This window comes from Haemophilus sp. HMSC066D02, from assembly GCF_001810545.1.
Lineage (GTDB): Bacteria > Pseudomonadota > Gammaproteobacteria > Enterobacterales > Pasteurellaceae > Haemophilus_D.
The window spans coordinates 364152-387542 of record NZ_KV801805.1; the positions used below are offsets into that span (position 1 = coordinate 364152).

The 23391-nt window shown below is 37.3% G+C and carries 19 protein-coding genes and 1 pseudogene; 10 read left to right on the forward strand and 10 right to left on the reverse strand.

Going from position 1 to position 23391, the window contains the following annotated elements; translation table 11 throughout:
* Positions 1–570 precede the first annotated feature (570 nt).
* Both HMPREF2750_RS04385 and HMPREF2750_RS04390 read right to left on the reverse strand, forming a co-directional pair.
* Positions 571–2118: a multicopper oxidase family protein gene (locus HMPREF2750_RS04385; RefSeq protein WP_070582743.1), complete on the reverse strand. Its 1548-nt coding sequence runs from the start codon at positions 2116–2118 to the stop codon at positions 571–573.
* Between the two features lie 11 nt (positions 2119–2129).
* A complete protein-coding gene (locus HMPREF2750_RS04390) occupies positions 2130–2585 on the reverse strand; it encodes a DUF411 domain-containing protein (protein ID WP_005612095.1) in 456 nt (151 codons plus the stop codon).
* A gap of 869 nt (positions 2586–3454) precedes the next feature.
* On the opposite strand from HMPREF2750_RS04390, the gene HMPREF2750_RS04395 reads away from it, so the two are divergent.
* The 3 genes from HMPREF2750_RS04395 to HMPREF2750_RS04405 all read left to right on the forward strand — a co-directional run bounded on the left by HMPREF2750_RS04395 (position 3455) and on the right by HMPREF2750_RS04405 (position 6379).
* The gene (locus HMPREF2750_RS04395) at positions 3455–4045 is read left to right on the forward strand and encodes a hypothetical protein (protein WP_070582745.1); all 591 of its coding nucleotides are present in this window, start codon (positions 3455–3457) and stop codon (positions 4043–4045) included.
* A 220-nt stretch (positions 4046–4265) separates the two neighbouring features.
* Entirely contained in the window at positions 4266–5060 is a 795-nt protein-coding gene (locus tag HMPREF2750_RS04400) for a formate/nitrite transporter family protein (protein ID WP_070582747.1), read from the forward strand.
* A 245-nt stretch (positions 5061–5305) separates the two neighbouring features.
* A complete protein-coding gene (locus HMPREF2750_RS04405) occupies positions 5306–6379 on the forward strand; it encodes a T6SS immunity protein Tli4 family protein (protein WP_070582749.1) in 1074 nt (357 codons plus the stop codon).
* 164 nt (positions 6380–6543) lie between these two features.
* On the opposite strand, the gene HMPREF2750_RS04410 is transcribed toward HMPREF2750_RS04405, so the two are convergent.
* Together HMPREF2750_RS04410 and HMPREF2750_RS04420 are read right to left on the reverse strand one after the other, a co-directional pair.
* Positions 6544–6777, reverse strand: coding sequence for a hypothetical protein (locus HMPREF2750_RS04410; RefSeq protein ID WP_070582750.1), 234 nt, complete (start codon positions 6775–6777; stop codon positions 6544–6546).
* A gap of 685 nt (positions 6778–7462) precedes the next feature.
* Positions 7463–7831, reverse strand: coding sequence for a rhodanese-like domain-containing protein (locus tag HMPREF2750_RS04420; RefSeq protein WP_014064271.1), 369 nt, complete (start codon positions 7829–7831; stop codon positions 7463–7465).
* A gap of 303 nt (positions 7832–8134) precedes the next feature.
* Here HMPREF2750_RS04420 and ygiD point away from each other — a divergent pair, with 303 nt between their 5' ends.
* Positions 8135–8920, forward strand: coding sequence for a 4,5-DOPA-extradiol-dioxygenase (gene ygiD / locus HMPREF2750_RS04425; protein WP_070582754.1), 786 nt, complete (start codon positions 8135–8137; stop codon positions 8918–8920).
* 260 nt (positions 8921–9180) lie between these two features.
* Here the strand turns inward: ygiD and HMPREF2750_RS04430 are convergent, their stop codons facing one another.
* The 4 genes from HMPREF2750_RS04430 to HMPREF2750_RS04445 form a co-directional block, all read right to left on the reverse strand.
* Entirely contained in the window at positions 9181–13197 is a 4017-nt protein-coding gene (locus HMPREF2750_RS04430; protein WP_070582756.1) for an NACHT domain-containing protein, read from the reverse strand.
* A 122-nt stretch (positions 13198–13319) separates the two neighbouring features.
* The gene (locus tag HMPREF2750_RS04435) at positions 13320–13526 is read right to left on the reverse strand and encodes a YnbE family lipoprotein (RefSeq protein ID WP_070582758.1); all 207 of its coding nucleotides are present in this window, start codon (positions 13524–13526) and stop codon (positions 13320–13322) included.
* Complete coding sequence (locus HMPREF2750_RS04440; RefSeq protein WP_070582759.1) at positions 13523–16258, reverse strand: YdbH family protein; 2736 nt, start codon at positions 16256–16258, stop codon at positions 13523–13525. Before HMPREF2750_RS04440 ends, HMPREF2750_RS04435 begins: the two co-directional genes overlap by 4 nt.
* 48 nt (positions 16259–16306) lie before the next feature.
* Entirely contained in the window at positions 16307–16783 is a 477-nt protein-coding gene (locus HMPREF2750_RS04445; RefSeq protein WP_070582761.1) for a DMT family transporter, read from the reverse strand.
* A 300-nt stretch (positions 16784–17083) separates the two neighbouring features.
* Between HMPREF2750_RS04445 and HMPREF2750_RS04450 the strand changes: the two genes are divergently transcribed.
* The 5 genes and pseudogenes from HMPREF2750_RS04450 (at position 17084) to HMPREF2750_RS04470 (ending at position 20818) form a co-directional block, all read left to right on the forward strand.
* Positions 17084–18052 (forward strand): mannose/fructose/sorbose PTS transporter subunit IIB, encoded by a 969-nt coding sequence (locus HMPREF2750_RS04450; RefSeq protein ID WP_070582763.1) that lies wholly within the window; start codon positions 17084–17086, stop codon positions 18050–18052.
* Positions 18053–18070: 18 nt separating this feature from the next.
* On the forward strand, positions 18071–18868 hold the full coding sequence (locus HMPREF2750_RS04455; protein WP_005695178.1) for a PTS mannose/fructose/sorbose transporter subunit IIC: 798 nt from the start codon (positions 18071–18073) through the stop codon (positions 18866–18868).
* Positions 18869–18878: 10 nt separating this feature from the next.
* Positions 18879–19712: a PTS mannose transporter subunit IID gene (gene manZ / locus HMPREF2750_RS04460; protein ID WP_049364739.1), complete on the forward strand. Its 834-nt coding sequence runs from the start codon at positions 18879–18881 to the stop codon at positions 19710–19712.
* A 70-nt stretch (positions 19713–19782) separates the two neighbouring features.
* Positions 19783–20151: pseudogene (locus HMPREF2750_RS04465) on the forward strand (hypothetical protein); the annotation flags it as partial.
* Positions 20152–20272: 121 nt separating this feature from the next.
* A complete protein-coding gene (locus HMPREF2750_RS04470) occupies positions 20273–20818 on the forward strand; it encodes a carboxymuconolactone decarboxylase family protein (RefSeq protein WP_005695174.1) in 546 nt (181 codons plus the stop codon).
* Positions 20819–20861: 43 nt separating this feature from the next.
* Here the strand turns inward: HMPREF2750_RS04470 and HMPREF2750_RS04475 are convergent, their stop codons facing one another.
* Positions 20862–21338, reverse strand: a complete 477-nt coding sequence (locus tag HMPREF2750_RS04475) for a redoxin family protein (protein WP_070582767.1) — start codon at positions 21336–21338, stop codon at positions 20862–20864.
* Positions 21339–21347: 9 nt separating this feature from the next.
* Positions 21348–22409: a bifunctional peptide-methionine (S)-S-oxide reductase MsrA/peptide-methionine (R)-S-oxide reductase MsrB gene (msrAB, locus tag HMPREF2750_RS04480; protein WP_070582769.1), complete on the reverse strand. Its 1062-nt coding sequence runs from the start codon at positions 22407–22409 to the stop codon at positions 21348–21350.
* Between the two features lie 112 nt (positions 22410–22521).
* Between msrAB and HMPREF2750_RS04485 the strand changes: the two genes are divergently transcribed.
* Positions 22522–23388 (forward strand): DMT family transporter, encoded by an 867-nt coding sequence (locus HMPREF2750_RS04485; protein ID WP_070582770.1) that lies wholly within the window; start codon positions 22522–22524, stop codon positions 23386–23388.
* Positions 23389–23391: the final 3 nt, after the last annotated feature.

The window sequence follows — 23391 nt, forward strand, 5'->3', positions numbered from 1 at the left end:
TTACCCTCATTTATAAAAATATAGATTTTTGTATACTAACACATTTTTCAACAAGCATTTTTAATGTTTTTATAATAATAAGTATATAGAGGGTATCAAGATTGGTGGATGAGTTATCGAAATTAAAAGATATTAGGAAAAGGGATGGAAGTGGAATAAAACAGATTAAACTACTATAATCAATAAGCGTAAAAAACAGCATACTCAAATTTAGCAATGCCTCTTATAGAGTTGAACGTGATAATTTCTACTATAATCTACCAGCTTTTCCTTCTTTCAAGGATTTTATAGATAAACATTGTCAATTTGGTATCTCATAGCAAGCATATTGTGTAAAAATAAAGTATGAAATCTAATCTTTTCATACTTTATTTTTACACAGCCCTGATTAAAAAGCGAACAAAAATAGCCTAATTATTTGATTTTAAATAACTTTATGGTTTACATTTTACTATAAAATAGAAACAACCATTCTGAATTGTATTGGTACAAGATTATCAATACGCAGTGGGATTTTCGCGATTTACAAATTTTCACGAAAATCCCTCTGTTTTTTATGGTTAGATACCACTATTCCACTTTAAACATCCCCATCATACCGAGATTTTCATGTTCCAAAATATGGCAATGGTACATTTTCAACCCAGTGTGTCCTTGCTTAAAGCGAATAATCACTTTTTCATAAGGGCGCAAATTGACTACATCTTTTAACGCCCTGCCTTCTGGCTTGAAGGTTTTGCCGTTTAATGTATGTTGAATCACTTCAAATTGAGTGCCGTGCAAATGGAACGGATGATCCATATGGCTTTCATTGAAAATTTCCCACTGTTCCACTTCATTCAATTTGGCAACAAAATCAATACGGTTCATATCAAAGGTTTGACCGTTGATTAAGAACATACCATTCATCATTGGTGGAATAGGGTTGTCCGTTGGTGTTGTAGTAGCGTGATGTGTACCGTTATTCATCATTGGCATATTCGTATGGTTCATCATTTTTTCACTAAAGCGAATTTGGCGAACCTGCTTTGGCTCATCCCAGTTAGGGAAGGACCTTAAGCTTTCAGGTAACTGAACAGGTTCTGATTTCACCTGAATTGTGGCTAAAGTGAGATCTTTAGGCTGTTCTTGCACCATCATCTTACGGCGATCATAATAACCGCTTTGTAAATTGACTGTTCCTTGCGTTTCACCCACCATAATCACTTCAACGCGTTCGGCTGGTGTAAGTAGCAGTTCATCAACAGGCGAGCGAGGTTTTTCAAGTAAACCACCTTCGGTACCCACCACAATCCATTTCACCCCTGGAATGTTTAAACGAAAATAACGAGCGCTAGTGGCATTCCAAAGACGGATTCGTTCATTCGTTTTCACTTGAATCTGGGGCTGATATTGACCGTTGATTAACACAAATTCACCCTCACGACCGTTCATCCAATCTAACATCGTGTTTGCTGGAATGGTGCCATCGGCATTTAAACGCAGATCGGAAATCACCCAATGTTGTTCAGGAAGGTGTGCAAGCGGATCATTTTTCGCTTTAACAACGAAAGTGCCTGCTAAGCCTTTATAGACTTGTTCGGAAACATGGTCATGTGGATGAGGGTGGTACCAATATGTCCCAGCACTGCCTTGAGGTAGCGTAAAGCGATAGACTTTTTTCCCTTGCGGTTCAACCATATCCATCGGGTTACCATCCGCTTCATTTGGTACATCTAAGCCGTGCCAATGTACTGTTGAGGGTTGTGGTAGGTGATTGATAAATTCAATTTCTACGGCATCGCCTTCAAATACTTCAATTTGTGGCCCTGGTAGTTGTCCGTTATAAGCCCAAAATTCCGTTTCTTTATTGTCTGCGAGGCGAATTTTAATTGGCTCTGCTTTTAAAGTGGCTTTGAACAGTCCAGCTTGAGTCGATTGATTAGCAAGTTTTGGTAATATCCCATTAAGCGATAAACCTGAAGGCATTGCCTCAGTTGGCATTAGGCCAGTAGGTACTGAATGCATCATCGCCATATTGCCATGTTGTGCGTGGTTCATCATATTCGCAAGGCTATAAAACGAGCTACTGGCTAAGCTAATTCCAATTCCATAACGTAAAAAATCTCGACGTTTCATTCTTTCCCCCCCTATTGGTTATAGGATTTAAACACTTCACTTTCACCGTTTTTCTTAATCAAAACAACATCATAAGGATCTTTGCGTCCGCCGTATGCTTCACCGTCCATACCTGGTGAACCAATTGGCATTCCCGGTGCAGACAAGCCTATTGCATCGGGTTTTTCTGCGAGTAAACGTTTGATATCCTCAGCAGGTACATGTCCTTCAATCACATAGCCATCAATCACGGCTGTGTGGCAAGAAGCATGTTCATATTTAATGTTAAAGCGCTTATGAGCATCATAATTGCCTGTTTCGTTGACTTTAACCTCAAAACCGTTTTTCTGCATATAGCTGATCCATTCATTACAACAGCCACAAGTCGGGCTTTTCCACACTTCCATAGAAAGTGTTTGTGCTTGAGCAAAAGCGGTTATGCCTAAACTTAAAAGCAACAATGAGCGGGTGAATTTATGTAATTTCATAAGATGTCCTTATTTTTTATTGAGATTGAATGGACATCATGTTAAAGCTTAACCTAGGGTTAAGCTCAAGGGATTTGAAAAAATAATTTGCAAATTTTTCTCAAAATCCTACCGCTTGTTTTTCAATATGTATGAAATCTTTACTATAATACAGTCTCATTACTCAGGAGTAATAATGCACACATTCCATCCCAAATCACTTGTCTGGACAAGAGAGCCGCAAGCTTTTGAAATATCAGAAAATAAAATAACCATCACCACAGTACCACATACGGATTTAAAGCAGTCAATGTGTTTTTGCGTGAACACCCCAATTTAAACATTCATTAGGTATAATAATAAAAACCTTAAACAGAATATCATAGCAAAATGAATTTAAAACCAGTTAAAAATCAAACTTCCCAATACGAAGAGTGGGCAAGAGAAAAAGTCAAAAAAGCTATATCCCCAACCTGAAGAACGGGGCTTTACGGCGCAAAAATGGTAAATTTGACTGGTTAAAAATTGAAGGCAAAATAAGTTATTTTAATTTGCAAACACCCAAATCCTGCATAATTTTGGAGATTTTTTACAAATTATTCATATAACATTGTTTTATGAAGAGAGACCTTTCATTGAAAGGTCTCTTTTTTATCTCTCATTTTGACATCAATTATTCGTGCGCCTTATCTCGCTCAAGTACTAAAACACAATAAATACTCAATTTATTGCACAGCATCCGAATCTAATATATCTTTATTTGAATACTGGAAAATAGTATAAATATCAAGGAGAACATATCTTAGATAAGCAACATTACTAGAACCAGAAAAAAGAACACGATGTATCTTTGCTTTATTTCCTTTGAACATCTTCAGGAGTAAGAATATATGGAAAATTTTAAACAAATCCTTTCGAAATTATCTGTTATTTTTTTATTATTCTATTCGCAAAATATATTTTCCATGACACAAACAGAAATCCAATTGGAAAAAGCCTATTTAGCAGAAATAATTGATATTGCATCTGAAATTATGGAGAAAAAACAATCTGTTGATCCTGATTCATTGCAATATAAACGTAGGAATATCAAGGTTCTTACTCATACAAACATGAAAAACGGTTATACAAGCTACACTTTGGAAAAATCAAAGGTTCATTTGGTTGTACCTAAAGAGTTAAAACAGAATACGAAACTTAATCTCTATTGGGGTGAAAGCAAAGGTTCAATAAATATCCTATTTGACAAAGATGAATTGACAAAATACTTTCATCTGAATCTTAAAAAAAGTGAGGAAAAATCAGAAACACTGAGAACAGTTTTTGATGAAACCACATATTTTTTCACTTCCTATGAATTTTCTATCGATAAATACCCTAACGTTACCGTTGAGTTTCGCCTCTACCATTCACCCAGTACGACATTCAGATTGGACTACCCGACTGAATTTACGCGGATTTTGATTTATAGAAAAATGTAACAGACGATGTTTCCTTATACCGTTTCTAACTTGGGCGACATTGTTCCACCACCGACTGCTCTTTGCCCCTCAAAAAAGAACCTAGACACCTAATTTTAGGTTCGGATTATTATTCAATTTCGTTATAACTAAAAATCAGTACATATATTTAACAATTCTTTCGGTTTTTCTATGTGCTTTGCTACATTTTTACTATCTTATTTTCACTAGAGGTACAACTATGCAGCATCGCGATCTTTATCCCCACGAAATCTTACAAGATGTTATTGATAAAAGTTATGCTAAGTCGGAAGGACACCTAAAAACACTGGCTATTTTAAGTTTTTTAGGTGGCGGTTATGTGAGTTTTGGTTATATGGCCTATTTAAAAGTCGTGAGCGGTATTCCTCCTGAGTGGAGTGGGCTATCGACATTACTTGGTGCGGCCGTGTTTCCTATTTGTTTGATTTGTATTCTAATCGGTGGTGGTGAATTAGCTACGGGAAATATGATGATGATGGCATTAGGCCGTTTAACAAAAAGAGTAAGCCTTAAAAAATTATTTCGTAACTGGATTGTAGTGAGTTTGGGCAACCTGCTCGGTGCGCTGTTTATGGCCTATTTCTTAGGGCATTATGTCGGTTTATCAGAAGGGACTGCCTCTGCTAAAACCATTGCTATCGCTGAGGCTAAAGTACAAATGGATTTTGGTCGCGCCTTTATTTCTGCCATTGCCTGTAACTGGATGGTCTGCATGGGGATTTGGTTCTATTTTGGCGCCAAACAAACCTCCGGTCGTATCCTAGCCATATGGTTCCCAGTGATGATTTTTGTGCTTATCGGATTACAACACTTTGTCGCTAATATGTTTATTATTCCTGCCGGAATTTTTGCTGGTGCTAATGTGACTTGGAGCCAATTCTTCTTCAATATGATTCCTGTCTTTTTAGGCAATGTCACGGGTGGTGCAGCATTTGTCGGCGCATCTTATCTTTATGCCTATCGTCACTTATTAAAAGAAGATTATTGTATTTAGTAAACGAAAATCTGCCCGCACTTTGGCGTGAAAAAGGTCTTTTGAAATATCAAAAGGCCTTTTATTCTCTCTAAAATATATTGAATCCCCTCTTAATTAACTCGATACCTTTATGAATAGTGTAAAGTTGCACTTTACGATAAAGACATGTAAACTTATTGACTAAGAGCAATATGGAAAGAAAAACGTTAGCAAAAATTCCATTTTATTTAGCATTCTCAAATTTACAGTAAGGAAGAAATCACATGCCGAAGATGAAATGTTCTAGACTAATGTTTTATAGCACTGTTTTAACTAGTGTTATGCTGTCTTCTTGCAGTCAACATGCCCAAACTCACTCAGCACTAGAAAATACAGCGAGCAATTATGCTCAAAAAGCGGCTACGTATTGGACTGAACAGCCATTTTGCAGCGGGCGTTACCAAATTAACTTACCATCTAACCGTATAAGTGGGACTGGTTGGCTTCGATATAATGGTTGGCAGATAATTGTGCGACCAGATTATTGGAATCTGGAAGTAGAATCCGTATTAGAGGTTAAAGAAAAAGGATATAACGGAAACGAGAGTTTTATAGAAAACCGCACGGTTATTCCTAATAAAGCGATAGCGATGGTCACACAGGCTCCTGGTTCATGGGAACACTCGGTGTCAAAGCACCTAAAAGGCATGATCTATTATGTCTATTTCTATTTCAAGTTAGGCAAGAATGATGCCTATTCCATTAAAACCCTTTCAAGCATTATGCCTGTTAACGGCAAAGCTCCCCCAAACCTTAAGCAACTGGAGAAAAGTAAAGTTGACGAAGCTATTGGACTAATACGGAATAATTTTTTCGACAAGTTGAGAGATCGTAAAGATACTGAAATGCCACAGCAACAAGGTGTCTGTTTAACAGACGGATTTATTGCCGATAAGGGAACTGAGCCGTTTTTTGGCAGTGCGGGCATCAAAATCAAAGACTATAAAGACGTTTATGCCGAGCTAACGACAGGTGGAGCTTTGGAGGAAGGTGATAAACCACTATTAGAACGAGATCTTTTCGCTAAAGATAGTGCCTGGGATAAACTGATATCGTGGGCAAAATACAGTACCATCCGCAAAGAAAAGCGCAACATCAATGGTATGGCTGGCAGTGAAAAACTGGTTAAGTGGCAGGGAAATCAATATCTATTTATCTGGGAAAAAGATGATGGCAGTGTGAGATTTAAGATGACTTTCGGTACCAATAAGAAAAATACCAAAGGTTCGCCACTCAGCGAGAAAGAGGCTTTAACCGCTTGGGATGCAATATTGCCGACATTGAAAAAACGACTTTAAACAAGGTACTACTGCTAAATTGAAGTAAAAATAAACGCGGTCAAGTTTTGAAGAGCATTTGCAAAAATACTGAAAAATTTGACCGCACTTTAGAATATAGAAGGTTTCGTTACTCATTTAACTGGTTGTTATGTGCGTTATAAGGAAGAGGTCACCTACACTAATTAATTATCAATAATGTATCTTTTTGCTCGATTTATTATATCTTTATAATCTTCCATAAAAGGTTCTTCTAATACAGACTCTAATAAACACTCTAAGTTAGATAATATCTTTTGTTCAGCCTTATCACTTAGTTCATTATCTTTATTAAACTTAACGATCCATTCAAAAAAAACCAATACCTCATCACCGTTTAATTTTAAAATATAATCGTTAGATTCTTTTCTTATATCCATAACATTATAACCTTAGTAGGCAAGTTAAATTATCAAATCAACTATAACTTAGTCTAAAGACTTTACACATATTTCACATACGTAATAGATACAAATCAACAACTTACACTTTCATCTGAAGAAAATATGTTATCTCCAATAAAACAGTTTTTAAAAGTGCAATTACGTATTACATTATCTTCTATATGCATCGCCCTAAATACACAATCAGTAAAGGTACAATTGGTAAATTTTGTATTACTGACCAATGTTGTGACAAAAGAACAATTAACAAAACTGCAGTTAGTAAATGAGCTATACATTATGAAAGCGCCACGAAATGAGCTCAAAGAAAATTTAACATTAATGACTTCCCTATGAGAGATTTCATATCTATGAAAATCAATATTGGTTACATGAGTAAACTCACTTGAAATAAAAGCATCCAAGTCTTTTACATCAACCTTAGTTAAAGATTTTGTTATATTTGAAAGTAATTTTTGAATCTCATTTGATATCATTTTACTACCACTAATCTAGAGGTCCGTTGGAAACTCTCTCAAAGATATTCTTGATATAGTCTCCCCACATTAGTATAGAAGGATTGATTAGATATTAGTCTATCATGGTTTGTTGAAAAAAATCGTATACAAAAAATCCCCTAAATGCTTAATCTAGGGGATTTTTACGTTAAATGATGCGTTGTTTATTTTAAACCTTTTTTTACCAAATCTTCATAACCGCCATGGTTGGTTACATTGGTATAGCCTGCATTTTTCAGCTCAGTGAGTGCGGCTTCGGCACGGCGACCGCTACGACAGTAAAGGTTGATCGGTGCATCTTTATCTGAGCCAATCGCTTTAACACCTTCAATGATTTTATCATGTGGAATATTCACCGCATCTTGTAAATGACCTGCGTTAAATTCCTCAGCTGAACGTACATCAATCCAAACGCCTTTTGCTTTTTCCGGTTGTACTGCACTTTGTTCTGTTTGTGGCGCAGTATTCGCAGAAGCAAAAAAAGGTACAGCAATGGCTGCCGCAGAAAGTACCGCTGTGAATAATTTTTTCATTATTCAATCTCCTATTAAATAGAAATAATATATTTACCTAAATAAATTTAGGGGGTATGTAAAACTAATTGCCATCATACGCCTAAATATAAAGATAATAAACTGTAAATGAAGTAAATTTTAAGTAAAATTTTCGTAAAATTTAACCCCACTTTGTAATATTTACCTTATTTAACACATCAATCTCTCTAAACCTCATTATTCATTATTTCTGATTAGTAAAAGATGTTGTTCATAAAGTAGTATTTTTCACACAAAGATTTAACCGTACAATCTGCCCCATCAAATATTGAGGAGAAAATAATGAAAAAAATGCCTGTATTGTTTGTTGGGCATGGTAGCCCGATGAACGTGTTAGATAAAGAAAACCCGTTCAATCAGAATTTCAGCCTAATCACACAAAACTTTCCAAAACCAAAAGCCATTTTGATGATTTCAGCGCATTGGTACAGCAGCCGTTTGCAGGTGACATCAGGTGAACACCCTGAAATGATTTACGATTTCTACGGTTTTCCTGATGAACTCAGCCAAGTGCAATATCCCGCACCTGGTTCGCCAGAGTTGGCGGAGCAAGTGCGGTCATTATTACAGCCGGAAAATGTTGAGCTAAATCCAACGCGTGGTTTTGATCATGGTGCTTGGGCGGTATTGAAATATCTGTATCCTGATGCTGATATTCCCGTGGTGCAACTGAGCCTTAACCGTTTGCAATCAGCAGACTGGCATTTTAATTTGGCGAAAAAATTAGCTGCTTTGCGCGAACAAGGTGTGTTGATTATTGGCAGTGGCAATATTGTGCATAATCTAAGAGCGATAAGCTGGGAACATATTGATCAAATCGGTGCGGGGTATGACTGGGCGTTTGCTTTCCGTGAAACAGTCAATCAGGCGATTGCGACACAAGATGATGAAACTTTAGTGCATTATGACCAGTTAGGTGAAAAAGCCGAGCTTTCTGTGCCTACGCCAGATCATTATTTGCCGTTGCTGTACATCATGGCATTACGCGAACCACAAGACGATATTACGTTTTTCAACGATAACCTGATTGCAGGATCGCTCAGCATGACGTCGGTTTTAGTGGGGTAAAAAGGAAAAAATCACCGAGTCTACGCGTGAATTTGAAGCCTTACGCGCTTTTCAAAAAGCCCGTTACGAAGCAGGTTTGGATACGGTAAAATTAGATGTATTAGCAGAGGTTTTACAAAAAATAGGTTGCTTACAAGCGGTCAGATTTTGAAGACGATTTATAAAAACGCTTTGAAATCTGACCGCACTTTGAAATGAAAAAGAGCGTCTAGGATATTAATTACAGTGACCGCCTTTCAAGAAATACCCTAGAATATTATTTAATCAACTGATAAGTCTAAAACAAAAACATCTAGCCTTTTTTTCAATTCTTCAGACATGTATTTTTGAAGATCAAAATATAGTTCTTTGGCATTATTTATTCCATGAGTTCTCCGATTAGCTACCTTTTCATTTGCACCAAACCACAATACTAAATAAATACCTTGTCCATCGGCATTTGGGTGAATAGTATATAAACGATCCAACTGCGAATCGAATGCAGAATAAAGTTTCAGATGCCATTGTCCTTTTACTTCAACAGGTAGAATTTTTGTTTTACCGTTAATCAGCTTAGAAAAAACAAGATCACATCGATTATTATCTTTCATATAGCCTTCACGCATAATATTAACTTGCTGATTTTCAAGTCGTAATCTCAAACGCTCTGCTATACGCTGTGTTGCAGTATTTTCATCAACTCGATTCTGGATATTTATTTCTCCATGATAAAAGATTGATTTTGTAGTAATATCATGTCCATCTAAATCTTTTTGATAATTTCGTAATTCTTCCAATATAACTGCGCGTAAATTTTCAACGCTAATTATTTCATTCTGCTCTAAAAAATTAGCCACTTGATCCGCTGTTGGCATTTGAAAATTTTGGACTGCTAATTTACGTAAGTAATTAAATCGAATACTTTTTAAACTATTATAAAAATTTCTATATTGACTATTATTCAATAAGCGATCTAGAACAGGTATTGGATTATCTTGATAACTATCTCCTAATTTACCAATTAGTTCACTTAAAAAACGATAAGCTTTTTCTGAATCTGGGCTATCCGAGCCATAAGAGGTAGGTAAATACACTTCTTCCCATTTTTCAATAAAAGCATTCAGAATTAATTCAATTTTGACAGGCGAAAGCATTATCCATTTTGTATAATCACCAAAACTGCCAAAATGCTCTTCTAAAATAAAGATACTATTAACATCCTTAATTAACTCTTGCCAAAAAATCTCATAATTTTCATCTAATAGATAAAAAGCGTGAGCAAACCAAAAATTTCTTTTAGATTTAATATCTTCCTCTTCTAAGGTAGGATTTATATTGAGTAAGTTTTCACAGTATTGCTGCACGATCTCTTTAAGTTTTTCGCGATCACCAAACTGAATAGCTAACTTTAATAATTCCTTTTGTGCTGAAAAATTCATATCAGGAAAATCTTCCAACCACTCTAAAGGAAGAGTGGTTTGCAAAAATTTAAATGTTTCATCATCTGCCAGCCAATTTACTTGTGAACTTTTACACTCCATGCAAGCCAATTGTGGCTCAATATACTTGCGTAGAAAATTTTCTGCATCGGCAGGATTAGAGAATAGACATCTATCCACTTCTTGTTTTAGTCGATCTCTATCATCAGAATTAACACCTAGCCAATAAGTAGATAAATTAGTACGTAAAGCTGTTAATATTTCAGCTGATACAGAATTTAATGCCCCATCTCGTTTTAAAATCTCTAAACACGCGGCATATAAAATGAACTCAAGGTTTAAAGATTTAGATTGACATTGTAATTCTGCTAATTTAGATAAACTTGGGATATTCGGCTGTATATAATCTAAACAGTTATAGAGAGCATTCCTAACCAGTTGCTCATCTCCAAATTTTTCTACAATTTTATTAGGTTCGAATAAAAGAGTTTGAGAAAAATGTAAAAGAGATTTCCAGTGTTTTCCGCTTTCTATTAATTGTCTATTTTCTTGAATAAATTGAATATTTTTATAATGAATATTTTTTTGTCTTTTATTATCTTCTCGATATCTTCTCTTACGTCTACATCTTAAAACATTGCGTTTGTAATTATTTTTATCTTCTATATTCGTTCTGTACCAAGTACGCAAGAACTCATATTTTTTCAATGCTTGCATGCGCATGTATTGACGCAATTGATTAGGTCCATTATGGCCATAGAAATTATGTCTAGCCATAAAGTACGACCATAATTCAACATCATCAGTATCAAAGGCTAAATCAACAATGTATTTGTAATCTTGCGATTGGAAATTTAAGCCGGAATGGCCTTTTTCAAATATATAAAATTTAGTTTCATGAATAGATTTATTATCAAATATATTTTTAAATGCAATTCTAATAATATTCTGTCTTAATTCATCATTTTCAGATAAAATTTTTACCGATAAACTTTCTTTTTTTGTTGCAGCATTCTGAAAATATAGATTTTTAGTCCACTCCCAAATTTTTTCAGGCTCCCAAGGTTCTTGAACTAGTTCAAAATAGCGATCTAATAACATACTAATAATCTTGCTAATACCAACTCTGCACTGGCAATCATATTTTTTTTGACAAGAACAAGATAAATTAGCAGATAACTCATTTAATAATGGTATAACTAGAGCAAAACTCAATTTTTGAATAAATCGCTTAATAAAGAAACGTTCACCAATAACTCTTTCAATACGATAATCTGTAGGATATAACTCGGAGCAAATTTTTAAAAATTTAATATAATCATCTATTTCAAATTCAGTATTAGATTTGGTCATCATATCCGCTACGATAGCAAGTGAGGTATTATCTCTAGCTTCAATTAGATATTCCCAAATCTCTCGGTAATTAGAGTCTTTAATTTTTGCTAAACACTTTCCTGCCAATCTTCGGTTATATTCATATCTAGATTCAACGCTAATGTTACAAACAATGCTTTTTAGTTCATTAGTTAGTTTTGAAACTATTGGAGAATCTATTAATAGCTCTAACAGCAGTCCTTGTAAATCCCCATCAGAATTATCTGGAGATAACAAACTTTTCAGTTCATCGAGCAATTCATCTGTGAAAAATCCAGAGATACTGAAACTTCGCCATCTATCGCTACGGCGAAAATAAGGATCTTCTTGATTTAAAACTTTTAATTTGGATAGTAGTTTTTTCTTTGAGCAAGGTAATAATAAAGCAGGGTCTCCATTCGATAAAATAGCATAAGGATCTAAATCAATTAGCTCTTCCTGAATGCGTTGATTTTCTGACAATACAGCCATCCAAGCGAACAAACCGCGTAATTCATCACGTACAATATTATTCGGAGCAATAATAGATAAGATTTTGAGCAGTGATAATGGATTGTCTATTGAGATTAATCTTTTAGCAAGATAATTACCTGCGCAATATTCTGCAACAATCCTATGAACAGGCCTGTGTTGTTCTATTCCATCACTAGGAAGAAAAAATTGTGTAGATAAAATTTGATTAATATTTTTATCTGAATTTAAAGTAACTATATGCGGGTAGAAACGATTAGATGCAGAATCACTTAAACTCACACCTTCTGAACCTGATAGCATCAGTTTAGTAAAAACATCTTCTACTAATTCAATTTTTTTAGATGCTGGTAATATATTTCTATCATAAGAATAACCACTATTATTTTCTTTTGCTAATCCTTCAATAGTCAACTTAAAAGCAGAATGACGATTTTCAAAACATTGATTATTTTCCACATAGGATTTTGAAAATAATTTCAGAAATAAAGGATTAGATAATAGAGGGCTTAACTCAATACTAGCTGCATCCTCTAAAAATTTTTCTACATTTTGACCTGGATAATGGTATAAAAATAGTGCTTTTTGTTCTTGTTCATTAAATTGTTTCAAATAAACTAACAAAGGCTCTTCACTAAAAATATTTCTACACTGTTGTGTATAACCCTCATACCATTCACTAGAACGACTAGATAAAATGATCCTTTTAGCCGAAGTATTGCAGGCCATTATTAGTGCTTGTGTTACCGTTGATGGACCAATTTTTACTAACTCATCAAAACCATCAATAGCAAGCGAAGAACATTGCTGTGGATTCGAATGAATAAATATATTGGCAATACTTTTTTTGATTTCTAATTGCTCTGACAAGCTATCCAATAAACAACTTTTACCCGCTCCTGGCTCAGCTAGAACAATAATCACTTTATTCTTAAATGAAAGCAATTCAGATTCATTAAATTCTTTGCCATCAGTATCATGTAAAACTCGAGGAAGATAAATTTCTTTAGACATAAGACATAAATAAATTGATATTTATATGATATTTATTCTAGCACTTCTAATTATTTATATATGCAATATTTTTATAGTTTATACAAAAAAGACAATCTTTTCAGATTGTCTTTTTTATTCAATTATTTCTTCGCAGGCTCTACTTCACCCACCGCTTTCTGAGATTTCTCATCCATTTCCACTTTAATATTATGGTCCACCACCACATTCATATTAATGGTGATGCCTTCCTTTGGTGTATCCAATTGAATGGTCGGCGTACAAGCCGCGAGTGTAAACATAGCCGCAAAAATAAAAAAGTGCGGTTGAAATTTAAGGTGTTTTATCATTTGTCTTTGTCTAATTGCTTATAAAGTTTATATTGCAGATTTTGTTCAAATTGCGAGCCGTAGTCAATCATATTCCACAATTCAAACATATTTTCTTGGTGCGTATAATTTAACGTTATCGGATTATGGGTTCGCTTGGTTGGATTAAACCCGCTAATACTTGCACGCAACGTCATTTGTCCTTTCGGATCGAGCGTCACTGCCGCATGGGAATTTTGCAGTTCCATTTCTTTTAATAAATCCACCAAAATATTCTCTGTCCAACCGCCTTTTTTCAGCCCTTTCACCATTTCATCCGTTAATTTGATGGACACATTTCCCACTTGTTCCAATGTGCCATTACAAATCAAACATTCCTTATGTCCAAGCCAAAATGGCAGGGTCGCATTCGCGCGGCCGGTTAAGGTTACTTGATTATATTGTGCTAAGGCTAACACTTGGGCTAAATCGATATTGGTAAAAGAAAGTGTCGCCATTTTACTTTGTGGGAAAGTGAGCTGAGGTACCGTCAATTCACCATCAAATAAGGAAAGTTTCACATTTTTTAAGATAAGTGGATTTTTCATGGTATTCGGATAACGACCGAATAAATCTAATTCCCCATTTGCAACAGAAAGCGCGCCATAACGAATATTTTTAGTCGAAATATGAATTGGCTTACCTGAGGCCACTTGTAATGCCTCGTTTTCATAATTCATTGGGAAGCGAATATTCAAGCCATACACTTCACCATCTGGCATGGTGATTTTACCGTTTTTTAGGTTCAGCTCTCCGCCCATTTTCACGCCATTGGTATTAATCACGAATTTGCTCTGTCCTTTGATGCTCCCTTCATGGATTAACCAGTTCCATTTTTGTGGGAAGAGTGATTGGAATACTTTTGCGGATTGTTCTTTCCAACTGATTTCACCTGAAAGTGCACTATTCTGATATACACCCAAAACATCTAAAGGTCCAAGCGAACCCGCCTTTAAATCACCTGCAAAATTGAAGTTACTGATACTCTTACCATCAATGCCTAAGCCAAAAACAGGCGAAACAAAACGACCTCCATAAGCCAGTTCAATCCAATCAGTTTTCGCTTGTAACAAGCCTCGAATATGTTCTTCTTCATAATCCCAGCGGAGTCGATCTTTAAGTTCCAATGAAAGTGGCGCCATTTTTACCTCTTTCATTTTGACTTCTTTGGAATGAGCAGAAAGTTGATTTAATTCAATATGATCGGCTTCCCAAAATCCTTTACCTTCCATTTTGACTGGCGTATTTAAGGATTTCCAGTTTGCACTTCCATTGATAATCCAATCCCAACGGTTTGTCGCTTGTTTTTCCACCGACTGTAACTTATGTTCTTCATCTCGGAAGTCAAACACGGTTTTAATACCGGCAATAAACTCGTGGGCGTTTCCGTCTAATTTTAAATTGAGATTTTCAAACTGCGGGGTTGTGCCATTCAACGTTGCTTGCAAACGCCCTTCTAAGCCGTAACGACCGATAATAATGTCATCTAACGGTAAACGAACATGTAATTTGGTATCGGGTTGTACAGTATCCATTTTAAAGACCGACCCAGGATAAAAATACACCACTGGATGCGTAAAAATCCCACCTAGATGATAAGTTAAATTGGTGAGTGCCACGGTAGCGTTATAACGTAAATCCCCGCGAGTTTTCAGCTCAAAATCTAATTCGTTATTGTCATCGCCACCACCGATTTCACCGTTCTTTCCTGAAATCACGATCTCCCCTTTGCCCATTTCACCAAAGGTTTGCACTATCACGTTCATATCAATGCTTAACGGCAATAAGCCTTCAGCCGCACGGTGAATAGATAACCCAAGGAAACCTTTAATCGGTTGATATCTGTCGAAGGTCCAATAAAATTTCCCCCATGAAATATCCAAACCGTCTTTGGTGAACACGAAAGGCACATCCAACAACGGCGAATTTGCCGTTAAATCTTGAACATTTAACTGACCATCCGCACCTTGCCACGACACTTTTGCCTCGCCTTTTGTTACAGCAAGTTCTGGGTTATTCCAATTGAATAAAACATTTCCTTGTTGAGGAAGTTGAGAAAGATCGGGCTCAAAATTTGCAGTGAACTGAAGATCATAGGTTTTATCACCCGCTTGTTTAATATCAGTATTACCCGTCCATTGGAAGATTCCATCTCGTGGCGTAACCGAGGATTGGTGATGTAGCTCAAGCCCGTCATTATTGGCTTGAGCCTCAAGGGCTAACTGGCTGCCGTTATAGTTGGCATCTAATGCCCAATCAGCTGATAAAAAAGACTGCAACGCGGCTTGTTTCAGCGCGTTGGTATTCGTTAATTGAACGTGTTTAACTTTGACATCAGAAATAGGTAATGCCGCCCAAAGTGCGGTTAAATTTGGCGGTGTTTTTTCAGCGTTATCGCTTGGCAAATGAGTTAAACAATCATAATTCAAGCTAACCTTTTCAATATCAAGACTACGCGTATTCCACCAAGTGAGTTGCGCATCATTGAGGTTTACGAGGGTACATTGGTCTGTTTTCACTTTTAGCTCAGGTAGCGTTAAACCTGTCGCTTTCCATTGCCAGTCATCCGCTAATTCAATGTGATAATGCGGTGCTAAAAAATGATTTGCAAGTTGTTCCACACGTTTCGGGGTCGCAAAAACGCGCACTAAGCCAACGCTTACTACGATCAACAGCAACAAAATAATCAAAGCCCACAGGCAACGCTTTCGCATAGTTTCCCCAATTACGCGATAAATAAATGAACAGAGGCGTATTCTATCTTATCTCGCCCCAAATAGCTCAATCAACTTATCTCCAAAGAAATAAAATACCAATCCAAAGGCGACAATAATTAAGCCGATAAATTTCGTGATATTGACTTCTCGAATCGGCATACCGATAAGACCGAAATGATCAATAGTGGCTGCAGTAATTAATTGTCCGACGATGATAAAAAATAACATCGCGGTAATGCCTAGCTTAGGTGCAAGCAAAACCGTTGTGAACACGACAACTGCACCAAGTATCCCTCCAATTAATTTCCACCAAGGTTGTGATGGAATTGTGGATAGATTACCCCATAAATCAGTTTTAGCCAATGCGATAAAAAAGAGAAAAATCGTGCCTACCGCAAAAGAAATGAAGGTAGCAATCACCGCTTCGCCACTCATGGCTTTCGCCAACTGCGTATTAATGGCTGATTGCGTCGCGAGTGCGACACCTGCCGCTAAGGCGATAATGAGATAAACAAAAAACATCGAAACTCCCAACAGAAAATTTGGCTTATTTTAACCTTTTCCTATTTGTCTTGTCGCGAAATGCTTTCCGTTCCGAAAAAATAATCAAAAAATCTACCGTACTTTGCATTTCATTCATAAATACCTCAAAAGTTGTAAGTCATCTTACCTGTTTATTTGATCTCGATCACTATTTGACTATTCTTTATTTGACGGTAATCTTCAAATCCATACACTAAACTCCATTCGGAGCAATCGTTTGCGTAATGCGTATTGAAAGCAAAATAGACTGATTTTATCAACTCAATGGGAGGAATATCCATGACCCACATTATCGTTGCAACGCACGGTAAGTTTTCTGAAGAAATCGTCAATTCCGCCGCTATGGTGTATGGCGAAGATGAAAACTGCCATGTCGTGACTTTCTTACCGGGTGAAGGCGGTGAGCATTTAATCGAGAAATATAATGCGATTATTGCCACGCTGCCTGAAAATGAACCGGTGCTCTTTTTGGTCGATTTATTTGGTGGTAGCCCTTATAACGCAGCAAGCCGAGTCGCCAGTGAAAGGGATAATACCGATATCGTCACCGGCATTAATCTACCGATGTTGCTAGAAGTGCTTGATGCCAAAGATGGCGCCAGCTTAGATGAATTGGTAGAAACCGCGAAAGAAGTCGGGGTCGCTGCCGTAAAATCCTTCCGTCAACCTAAAGAAAGCAAGCCTGCTCCAACGCCAGCAGCTAAACCATCTGAAGCACCAAAAAACGCTCAAAATCCAACCGCACTTTCTGGCAATATGAACATTTCCTTATTGCGTATTGATAGCCGTTTAATTCATGGTCAAGTGGCAACCTCTTGGGCGAAAGCAGTGAAATGCGAAGCCATTTTTGCGGTAAATGATGATGTGGCAAATGATGCGCTTCGTCGTGATTTATTACTTCAAATCGCACCTGAACATTTAAAAGCTTATGTGATTCCAGTAGAAAAAGCCATTAAGGTGTATCACAACCCGAAATATGCAGGTAAAAACATTCTTTGGTTGGTAACCAACCCAACAGACATCCTGCGTTTAATCGAGGGTGGCGTGAAAATTGATAAGGTCAATGTGGGCGGTATGACCTATCGCGAAGGCGATAAACTTATTTCTCAAGCCGTTGCCGTCAACCCAACAGATGTAGCGGCATTTAAACAGCTTTTAGATAAAGGCGTGGAATTAAGCTTACAACAAGTGGCGAGCAGCCCGAAATCAATGCTCACACACAAAGAGCTTGATGCGATTCAATTTTAATTACGAGGACAATTCATTATGACAACAATGGAAATTATTTTAGTCACGCTCGTTGCCGCCATTTGCGGTATGGGGAGTGTATTGGACGAACGTCAAACCCATCGTCCTTTAGTTGCTTGTACCCTAATCGGCTTAGTATTAGGTGATTTAGAAACCGGTATTATTGTCGGTGGTACCCTTGAATTAGTGGCATTAGGCTGGATGAACGTGGGTGCGGCAATGGCACCGGATGCGGCATTAGCCAGTGTGATTGCAACGATCCTCGTCATCAAAGGTGGCCAAGATAAAGGGAGCGCATTAGCGATTGCAATTCCGGTAGCGGCAGCAGGTCAAGTATTAACCATCTTTGTTCGTACTTTAACTATCTTCCTTCAACACAAAGCCGATGATTTTGCCGCAAAAGCGAACTTCCGCGGCATTGAATTCTGTCACTTCAGCGGTCTTGCATTACAAGCGTTACGTGTGGCAATTCCAACCTTCTTCGTTGCGTTAGTAGCAGGTACGGATACGGTGACCGAAGCATTGAATGCGATTCCAGAAGTGGTCACTCGCGGTTTACAAATCGCCGGTGGTTTTATCGTGGTCGTAGGTTATGCGATGGTCATCAATATGATGCGTGCAGGCGCATTAATGCCATTCTTCTTCCTAGGCTTTGTAATCGCCTCTTTCACCAATTACAACCTTGTCGGTCTCGGTATTTTAGGCACATGCTTAGCGATGATTTATATTCAATTGAACCCACGTTTTCATCAATCTACTGCACCACAAGCAGTTGCAAAACGTGAATTAGCTGATGATGAACTTGAAGGACTATAAGGAAGAAATTATGACTGAACAAACTAAAAAATCATTAACAAAAGGCGATATTCGTAGCACTTACTGGCGTTCAACTTTCTTGCTAGGTTCCTTCAACTTTGAACGTATGCAAGCAATGGGTTTCTGTGTATCGATGATCCCAGCCATTAAACGTCTTTACAGCAAAAAAGAAGATCAAGCAGCCGCATTAAAACGTCACTTAGAGTTCTTCAACACCCAACCCTGGGTAGCCTCATCTATCATCGGTGTAACCGCCGCGATGGAACAAGAACGCGCGAACGGTAACGATATTGATGACTCAGCAATCAGCGGGGTGAAAGTCGGTTTAATGGGCCCATTAGCCGGTGTGGGTGACCCAATTTTCTGGGGAACATTACGTCCTGTATTGGCCGCACTTGGTGCAGGTTTAGCCATTACTGGTAGCCTTTTAGGGCCATTGCTTTTCTTCATCGGTATCAACCTTTGCCGTGCAGTAACTCGTTGGTATGGTTTCAAATACGGCTATGAAAAAGGTACCACAATCGTTAACGATATGGGTGGCGGTCGCTTACAAAAATTGACGCAGGGGGCATCTATCCTCGGTCTCTTTGTCATGGGCTCTCTGGTATCGAAATGGACGAGTATCAACATTCCATTAGAACTTTCCCGCTATAAAAACCAAATGGGCGAAGAAGTGGTTACCACTGTGCAAAGCGTGTTAAATGACCTTCTCCCAGGCCTTGCAGCGTTAGGTTTAACCTTCTTATGTATGTATTTATTACGTAAAAAAATCAACGCCATGTACATCATCTTCGCCTTATTCGGCGTGGGTATTTTAGGCTATCATTTTGGTGTGTTAGCATAATATATTATGGTATTGCCTTCCCTCTTTCTCTTGAGGGAAGGCAAATTTTTTAGCATGACATATAAATCCTATGAACTGGAAAGATCTCATTAAGCCACCACCCGCTGAAGGCTATATTAAAAATTCATCCAATTTAGTGACCGCACTTTTTATTCTGGCGGGCATTCTTTATTACCCCACTAATGGGTATGGTGCCGTCATCGCCTTAATTGCGGCACTGATTGTGTTAATCGGTCAAAAAATGCTGATTGCTCAAACCAATAAAGACTTCACCGAAATGCAATTAGCCGAAAAGCAATTCCAAGAAACCCAAAACAGTGATTACCTTCGCTTTATTGAAGCTCGTGCCACCCAAATGTTGTGCGACAACAAAGTCCTTTCCGAAAAAGGCAAAAAAGAGTTGGAGAGATTACTGTCTGTCGTTAAAACGCATTTAGCATAGCAACGCCAAAATAATCATAACTTTTAGCTATATGAAATAAGCTTTTCTTCTTTTTCTTACTTAAGTTAGAAAGGTATTATCAAATGGAAATTTATGATTTATCCCTTAGGAGTAGTTTATGTCTCAATTTAAAATCCACACCATTGAATCAGCCCCTGAAGCGGCACAAGAAGCCTTAAAAGCCGTACAAAATGCAAATGGTTTTATTCCAAATTTAATTGGTGTTCTTGCGAATGCCCCTACTGCACTTGAAACTTATCGCACAGTAGGCGGTATTAATGGTCGTAACAGCTTAACAGCAACAGAACGCGAAGTGGTGCAAATTACCGCTGCCGTAGTTAACGGTTGTGGTTTCTGTGTAGCAGGCCACACGAAAATTGCTTTAAAAGTGTTAAAACTTGAAGAAGAGCTTGTAAACCAAATTCGTGCAACAGCTCGTATTGAAAGTGATAAAAAACTCGATACTTTAGCGCGTTTCACCCTTGCTGTTATTTTGCAAAAAGCAAAATTAACCGAAGCACAACTTAAAGCATTCTTTGATGCAGGTTATACTCAAGAAAATGCTATTGATGTGATTTTAGGTGTCAGCCTCGCCACATTATGTAACTATGTGAATAACATCGCTGAAACCCCAATCAATCCTGAATTACAAGCATTTGCATAATCAAGCCAATATAAAAAGTGCGGTCCAAAATGACCGCACTTTTTTATTCCTTCACAAATTGTTTTATTTGATCTGAATTGAGATGCCCTGGTTGTTCTTTGATAAGATTTAAATCCTTATCCAACAGCAAATTAAACGGATAGCCTAATACATTAGCTCGTTTAATGATTTCACCATTTTCATCCAATAATACCGTGATATTTTTGTAATCCAAACCTTTATACCAATTGATAAATTTTTGGCTGTTTTGTTCGTTCTTTTGTCCGGGTGAGGCAATCGTAATCACATTAAAATTAAGATTTTTTTCTGCACTGAGATCGTCAATTTCCGCTAAACCAGCCAAGCAAATTGGACACCAAGATGCCCACATTTTGATATAAAGCGGTTTGCCTTGATATTGTGATAAGGTGACGGTTTGATTATCCAACGTTTTCAAGGAGATATCCGCCAAAGACACCTTCTCTTGTGCAAAACTCAATGGACTCAAAAATAATAAAAGTGCGGTCAATATTTTTTTCATTTTTTCCTCTTATTTCACAAAGGGAATCAAATCGCCATAGCCTTGTTTTTCCATTTCATCTAATGGAATAAACTTAATCGATGCGCTGTTGATGCAGTAACGCAAGCCGCCTTTATCACGCGGACCATCATCAAACACATGGCCTAAATGGGCATGACCACTGCGACTTAACACCTCAATACGAGTCATATTAAAGCTATTATCTCTTTGATACTCCGCCACTTCAGCGGCAATCGGTTTAGTAAAACTTGGCCAACCACAACCGGATTCAAACTTATCTTTGGAAGAAAACAACGGCTCTCCCGTGGTGATATCCACATAAATACCCGGCGCGAAATTATCCCAATATTCGTTACTAAAAGAGCGTTCAGTATGTTTACCTTGTGTCACATCATATTGAAGCGCGGTCAATTTTTGCTTTAATTCTGCATCACTTGGTTTTGGGTATTTTTTATCATCAATTAATGGCTCATCGGCTTTTTTGATGTCGATATGGCAATAGCCATTCGGATTTTTCTTGAGATAATCCTGATGATACTCTTCCGCCTCCACATAATTTTTCAGCGGTTCCGCTTCAATTTGAATCGGTTCTTGATATTTACTTTGTAAAGTTTTCAATGCTGCCTCAATAACCGCTTTATCTTGTTCATTTTGATAGTAAATGCCGGTGCGATATTGTCTGCCACGATCATTGCCTTGCTTATTGATACTGGTTGGATCGATAACACGGAAATAATATTGCAACAATTTATCTAACGAAATTTTATTTGGATCGTAAGTGACTTTCACGGTTTCAGCATGATCTGTCGCGTGCAATAATTGGTAGTTAGTGGTATCACCTTTTCCATTGGCATAGCCCGAAACGGCATCAGTCACGCCCTGAATGCGTTCCATATAAGCTTCTAGTCCCCAAAAACAACCACCAGCAAGATAAATAATTCGTTGTTCTTGTTTGCTTTCCATTGTCATTTTTTGCTCCTTTGATGAGGTTGGATTATCAGCATACGTTAAACTACTTTGCAAACCGCCAAAAAGTGCGGTCAATATGAGAAATGTTTTTGTATATTTCATTTTCTTTCCTTATTATAGAAAAATCTTCAGCTTACATTTCATTAGACGAAGACAAGCCCATTTTCTTACAAAATAAGGCAATTTTTTACCGCACTTTGTGCAAGGAACCTTTATGCCAAACATACATCTCCGCAACAATTATCAAAAAGCTGTTGTTTGTATGGTGTTAGCTTACATCAGCATTGCCTTAATGGGTGTATTTGTAAAATACGCCTCTGATGAATTACCGTCCAGTGAAATTTTATTTTCCCGTTTCTTTATTGGTTTTGTGTTTCTCCTCCCCTTTTTAATTAAAGATGGAGATTTCAAAGTCGATATGTCGCAATGGAAATTTCTCGTTTTGCGCAACCTCGCCGGCATTGCCAGTATGTTGCTAACCTTCTACGCCATTAAATATTTGCCGATTTCTATTGCGATTTTATTGATGAATACGTCCGCACTTTTTGTGCCTCTATTGCTGTTTTTCTTTAAAGTCAGAACGCCATTAAAAGTATTAGCTTGCAGTTTTATGGGGTTTATCGGTGTATCCATCATTATGCTGACCAACGGTTCAATGAATATCAACCCTATCCATGTAGGCTATGCGTTAGGTGCTGCCGTCTTGGCTGCGATGGCGTTTATCAGTTTACAAGAACTCAATAAACACAATTCACCTAAAAATATCGTGTTTTACTTTCACTTATTAGGCTCGATTTTGTTACCGCTCTTTTTCATTGCACAGTGGAAAATGCCAACATTACATGAATTTGCATTACTGCTTTTAGTGGGTGGATTCGGTCTTATTTTCCAATTATTACTCACTCGTGCCTTTAAATACGCCTCTGCCAATGTCATTACGCCTTTTGCTTTTACTGGCGTAATTTTCTCCAGCATCTGTGACTGGCTCTTCTGGGATAACGTACCAAGCCTAAATTTCTGGATTGGTTCATTAGTCATCATTATCGCTGTCAGCTTGCTTGCTAGAATGCGGGCAAAATAGAGA

What these genes read in the sequence shown, in the direction of transcription:
- HMPREF2750_RS04385 (WP_070582743.1), bottom strand. Translation starts at nt 2,118, where the DNA reads ATGAAACGTCGAGATTTTTTACGTTATGGAATTGGAATTAGCTTAGCC.
- HMPREF2750_RS04390 (WP_005612095.1), bottom strand. Translation starts at nt 2,585, where the DNA reads ATGAAATTACATAAATTCACCCGCTCATTGTTGCTTTTAAGTTTAGGC.
- HMPREF2750_RS04395 (WP_070582745.1), top strand. Translation starts at nt 3,455, where the DNA reads ATGGAAAATTTTAAACAAATCCTTTCGAAATTATCTGTTATTTTTTTA.
- HMPREF2750_RS04400 (WP_070582747.1), top strand. Translation starts at nt 4,266, where the DNA reads ATGCAGCATCGCGATCTTTATCCCCACGAAATCTTACAAGATGTTATT.
- HMPREF2750_RS04405 (WP_070582749.1), top strand. Translation starts at nt 5,306, where the DNA reads ATGCCGAAGATGAAATGTTCTAGACTAATGTTTTATAGCACTGTTTTA.
- HMPREF2750_RS04410 (WP_070582750.1), bottom strand. Translation starts at nt 6,777, where the DNA reads ATGGATATAAGAAAAGAATCTAACGATTATATTTTAAAATTAAACGGT.
- HMPREF2750_RS04420 (WP_014064271.1), bottom strand. Translation starts at nt 7,831, where the DNA reads ATGAAAAAATTATTCACAGCGGTACTTTCTGCGGCAGCCATTGCTGTA.
- ygiD (WP_070582754.1), top strand. Translation starts at nt 8,135, where the DNA reads ATGAAAAAAATGCCTGTATTGTTTGTTGGGCATGGTAGCCCGATGAAC.
- HMPREF2750_RS04430 (WP_070582756.1), bottom strand. Translation starts at nt 13,197, where the DNA reads ATGTCTAAAGAAATTTATCTTCCTCGAGTTTTACATGATACTGATGGC.
- HMPREF2750_RS04435 (WP_070582758.1), bottom strand. Translation starts at nt 13,526, where the DNA reads ATGATAAAACACCTTAAATTTCAACCGCACTTTTTTATTTTTGCGGCT.
- HMPREF2750_RS04440 (WP_070582759.1), bottom strand. Translation starts at nt 16,258, where the DNA reads ATGCGAAAGCGTTGCCTGTGGGCTTTGATTATTTTGTTGCTGTTGATC.
- HMPREF2750_RS04445 (WP_070582761.1), bottom strand. Translation starts at nt 16,783, where the DNA reads ATGTTTTTTGTTTATCTCATTATCGCCTTAGCGGCAGGTGTCGCACTC.
- HMPREF2750_RS04450 (WP_070582763.1), top strand. Translation starts at nt 17,084, where the DNA reads ATGACCCACATTATCGTTGCAACGCACGGTAAGTTTTCTGAAGAAATC.
- HMPREF2750_RS04455 (WP_005695178.1), top strand. Translation starts at nt 18,071, where the DNA reads ATGACAACAATGGAAATTATTTTAGTCACGCTCGTTGCCGCCATTTGC.
- manZ (WP_049364739.1), top strand. Translation starts at nt 18,879, where the DNA reads ATGACTGAACAAACTAAAAAATCATTAACAAAAGGCGATATTCGTAGC.
- HMPREF2750_RS04470 (WP_005695174.1), top strand. Translation starts at nt 20,273, where the DNA reads ATGTCTCAATTTAAAATCCACACCATTGAATCAGCCCCTGAAGCGGCA.
- HMPREF2750_RS04475 (WP_070582767.1), bottom strand. Translation starts at nt 21,338, where the DNA reads ATGAAAAAAATATTGACCGCACTTTTATTATTTTTGAGTCCATTGAGT.
- msrAB (WP_070582769.1), bottom strand. Translation starts at nt 22,409, where the DNA reads ATGAAATATACAAAAACATTTCTCATATTGACCGCACTTTTTGGCGGT.
- HMPREF2750_RS04485 (WP_070582770.1), top strand. Translation starts at nt 22,522, where the DNA reads ATGCCAAACATACATCTCCGCAACAATTATCAAAAAGCTGTTGTTTGT.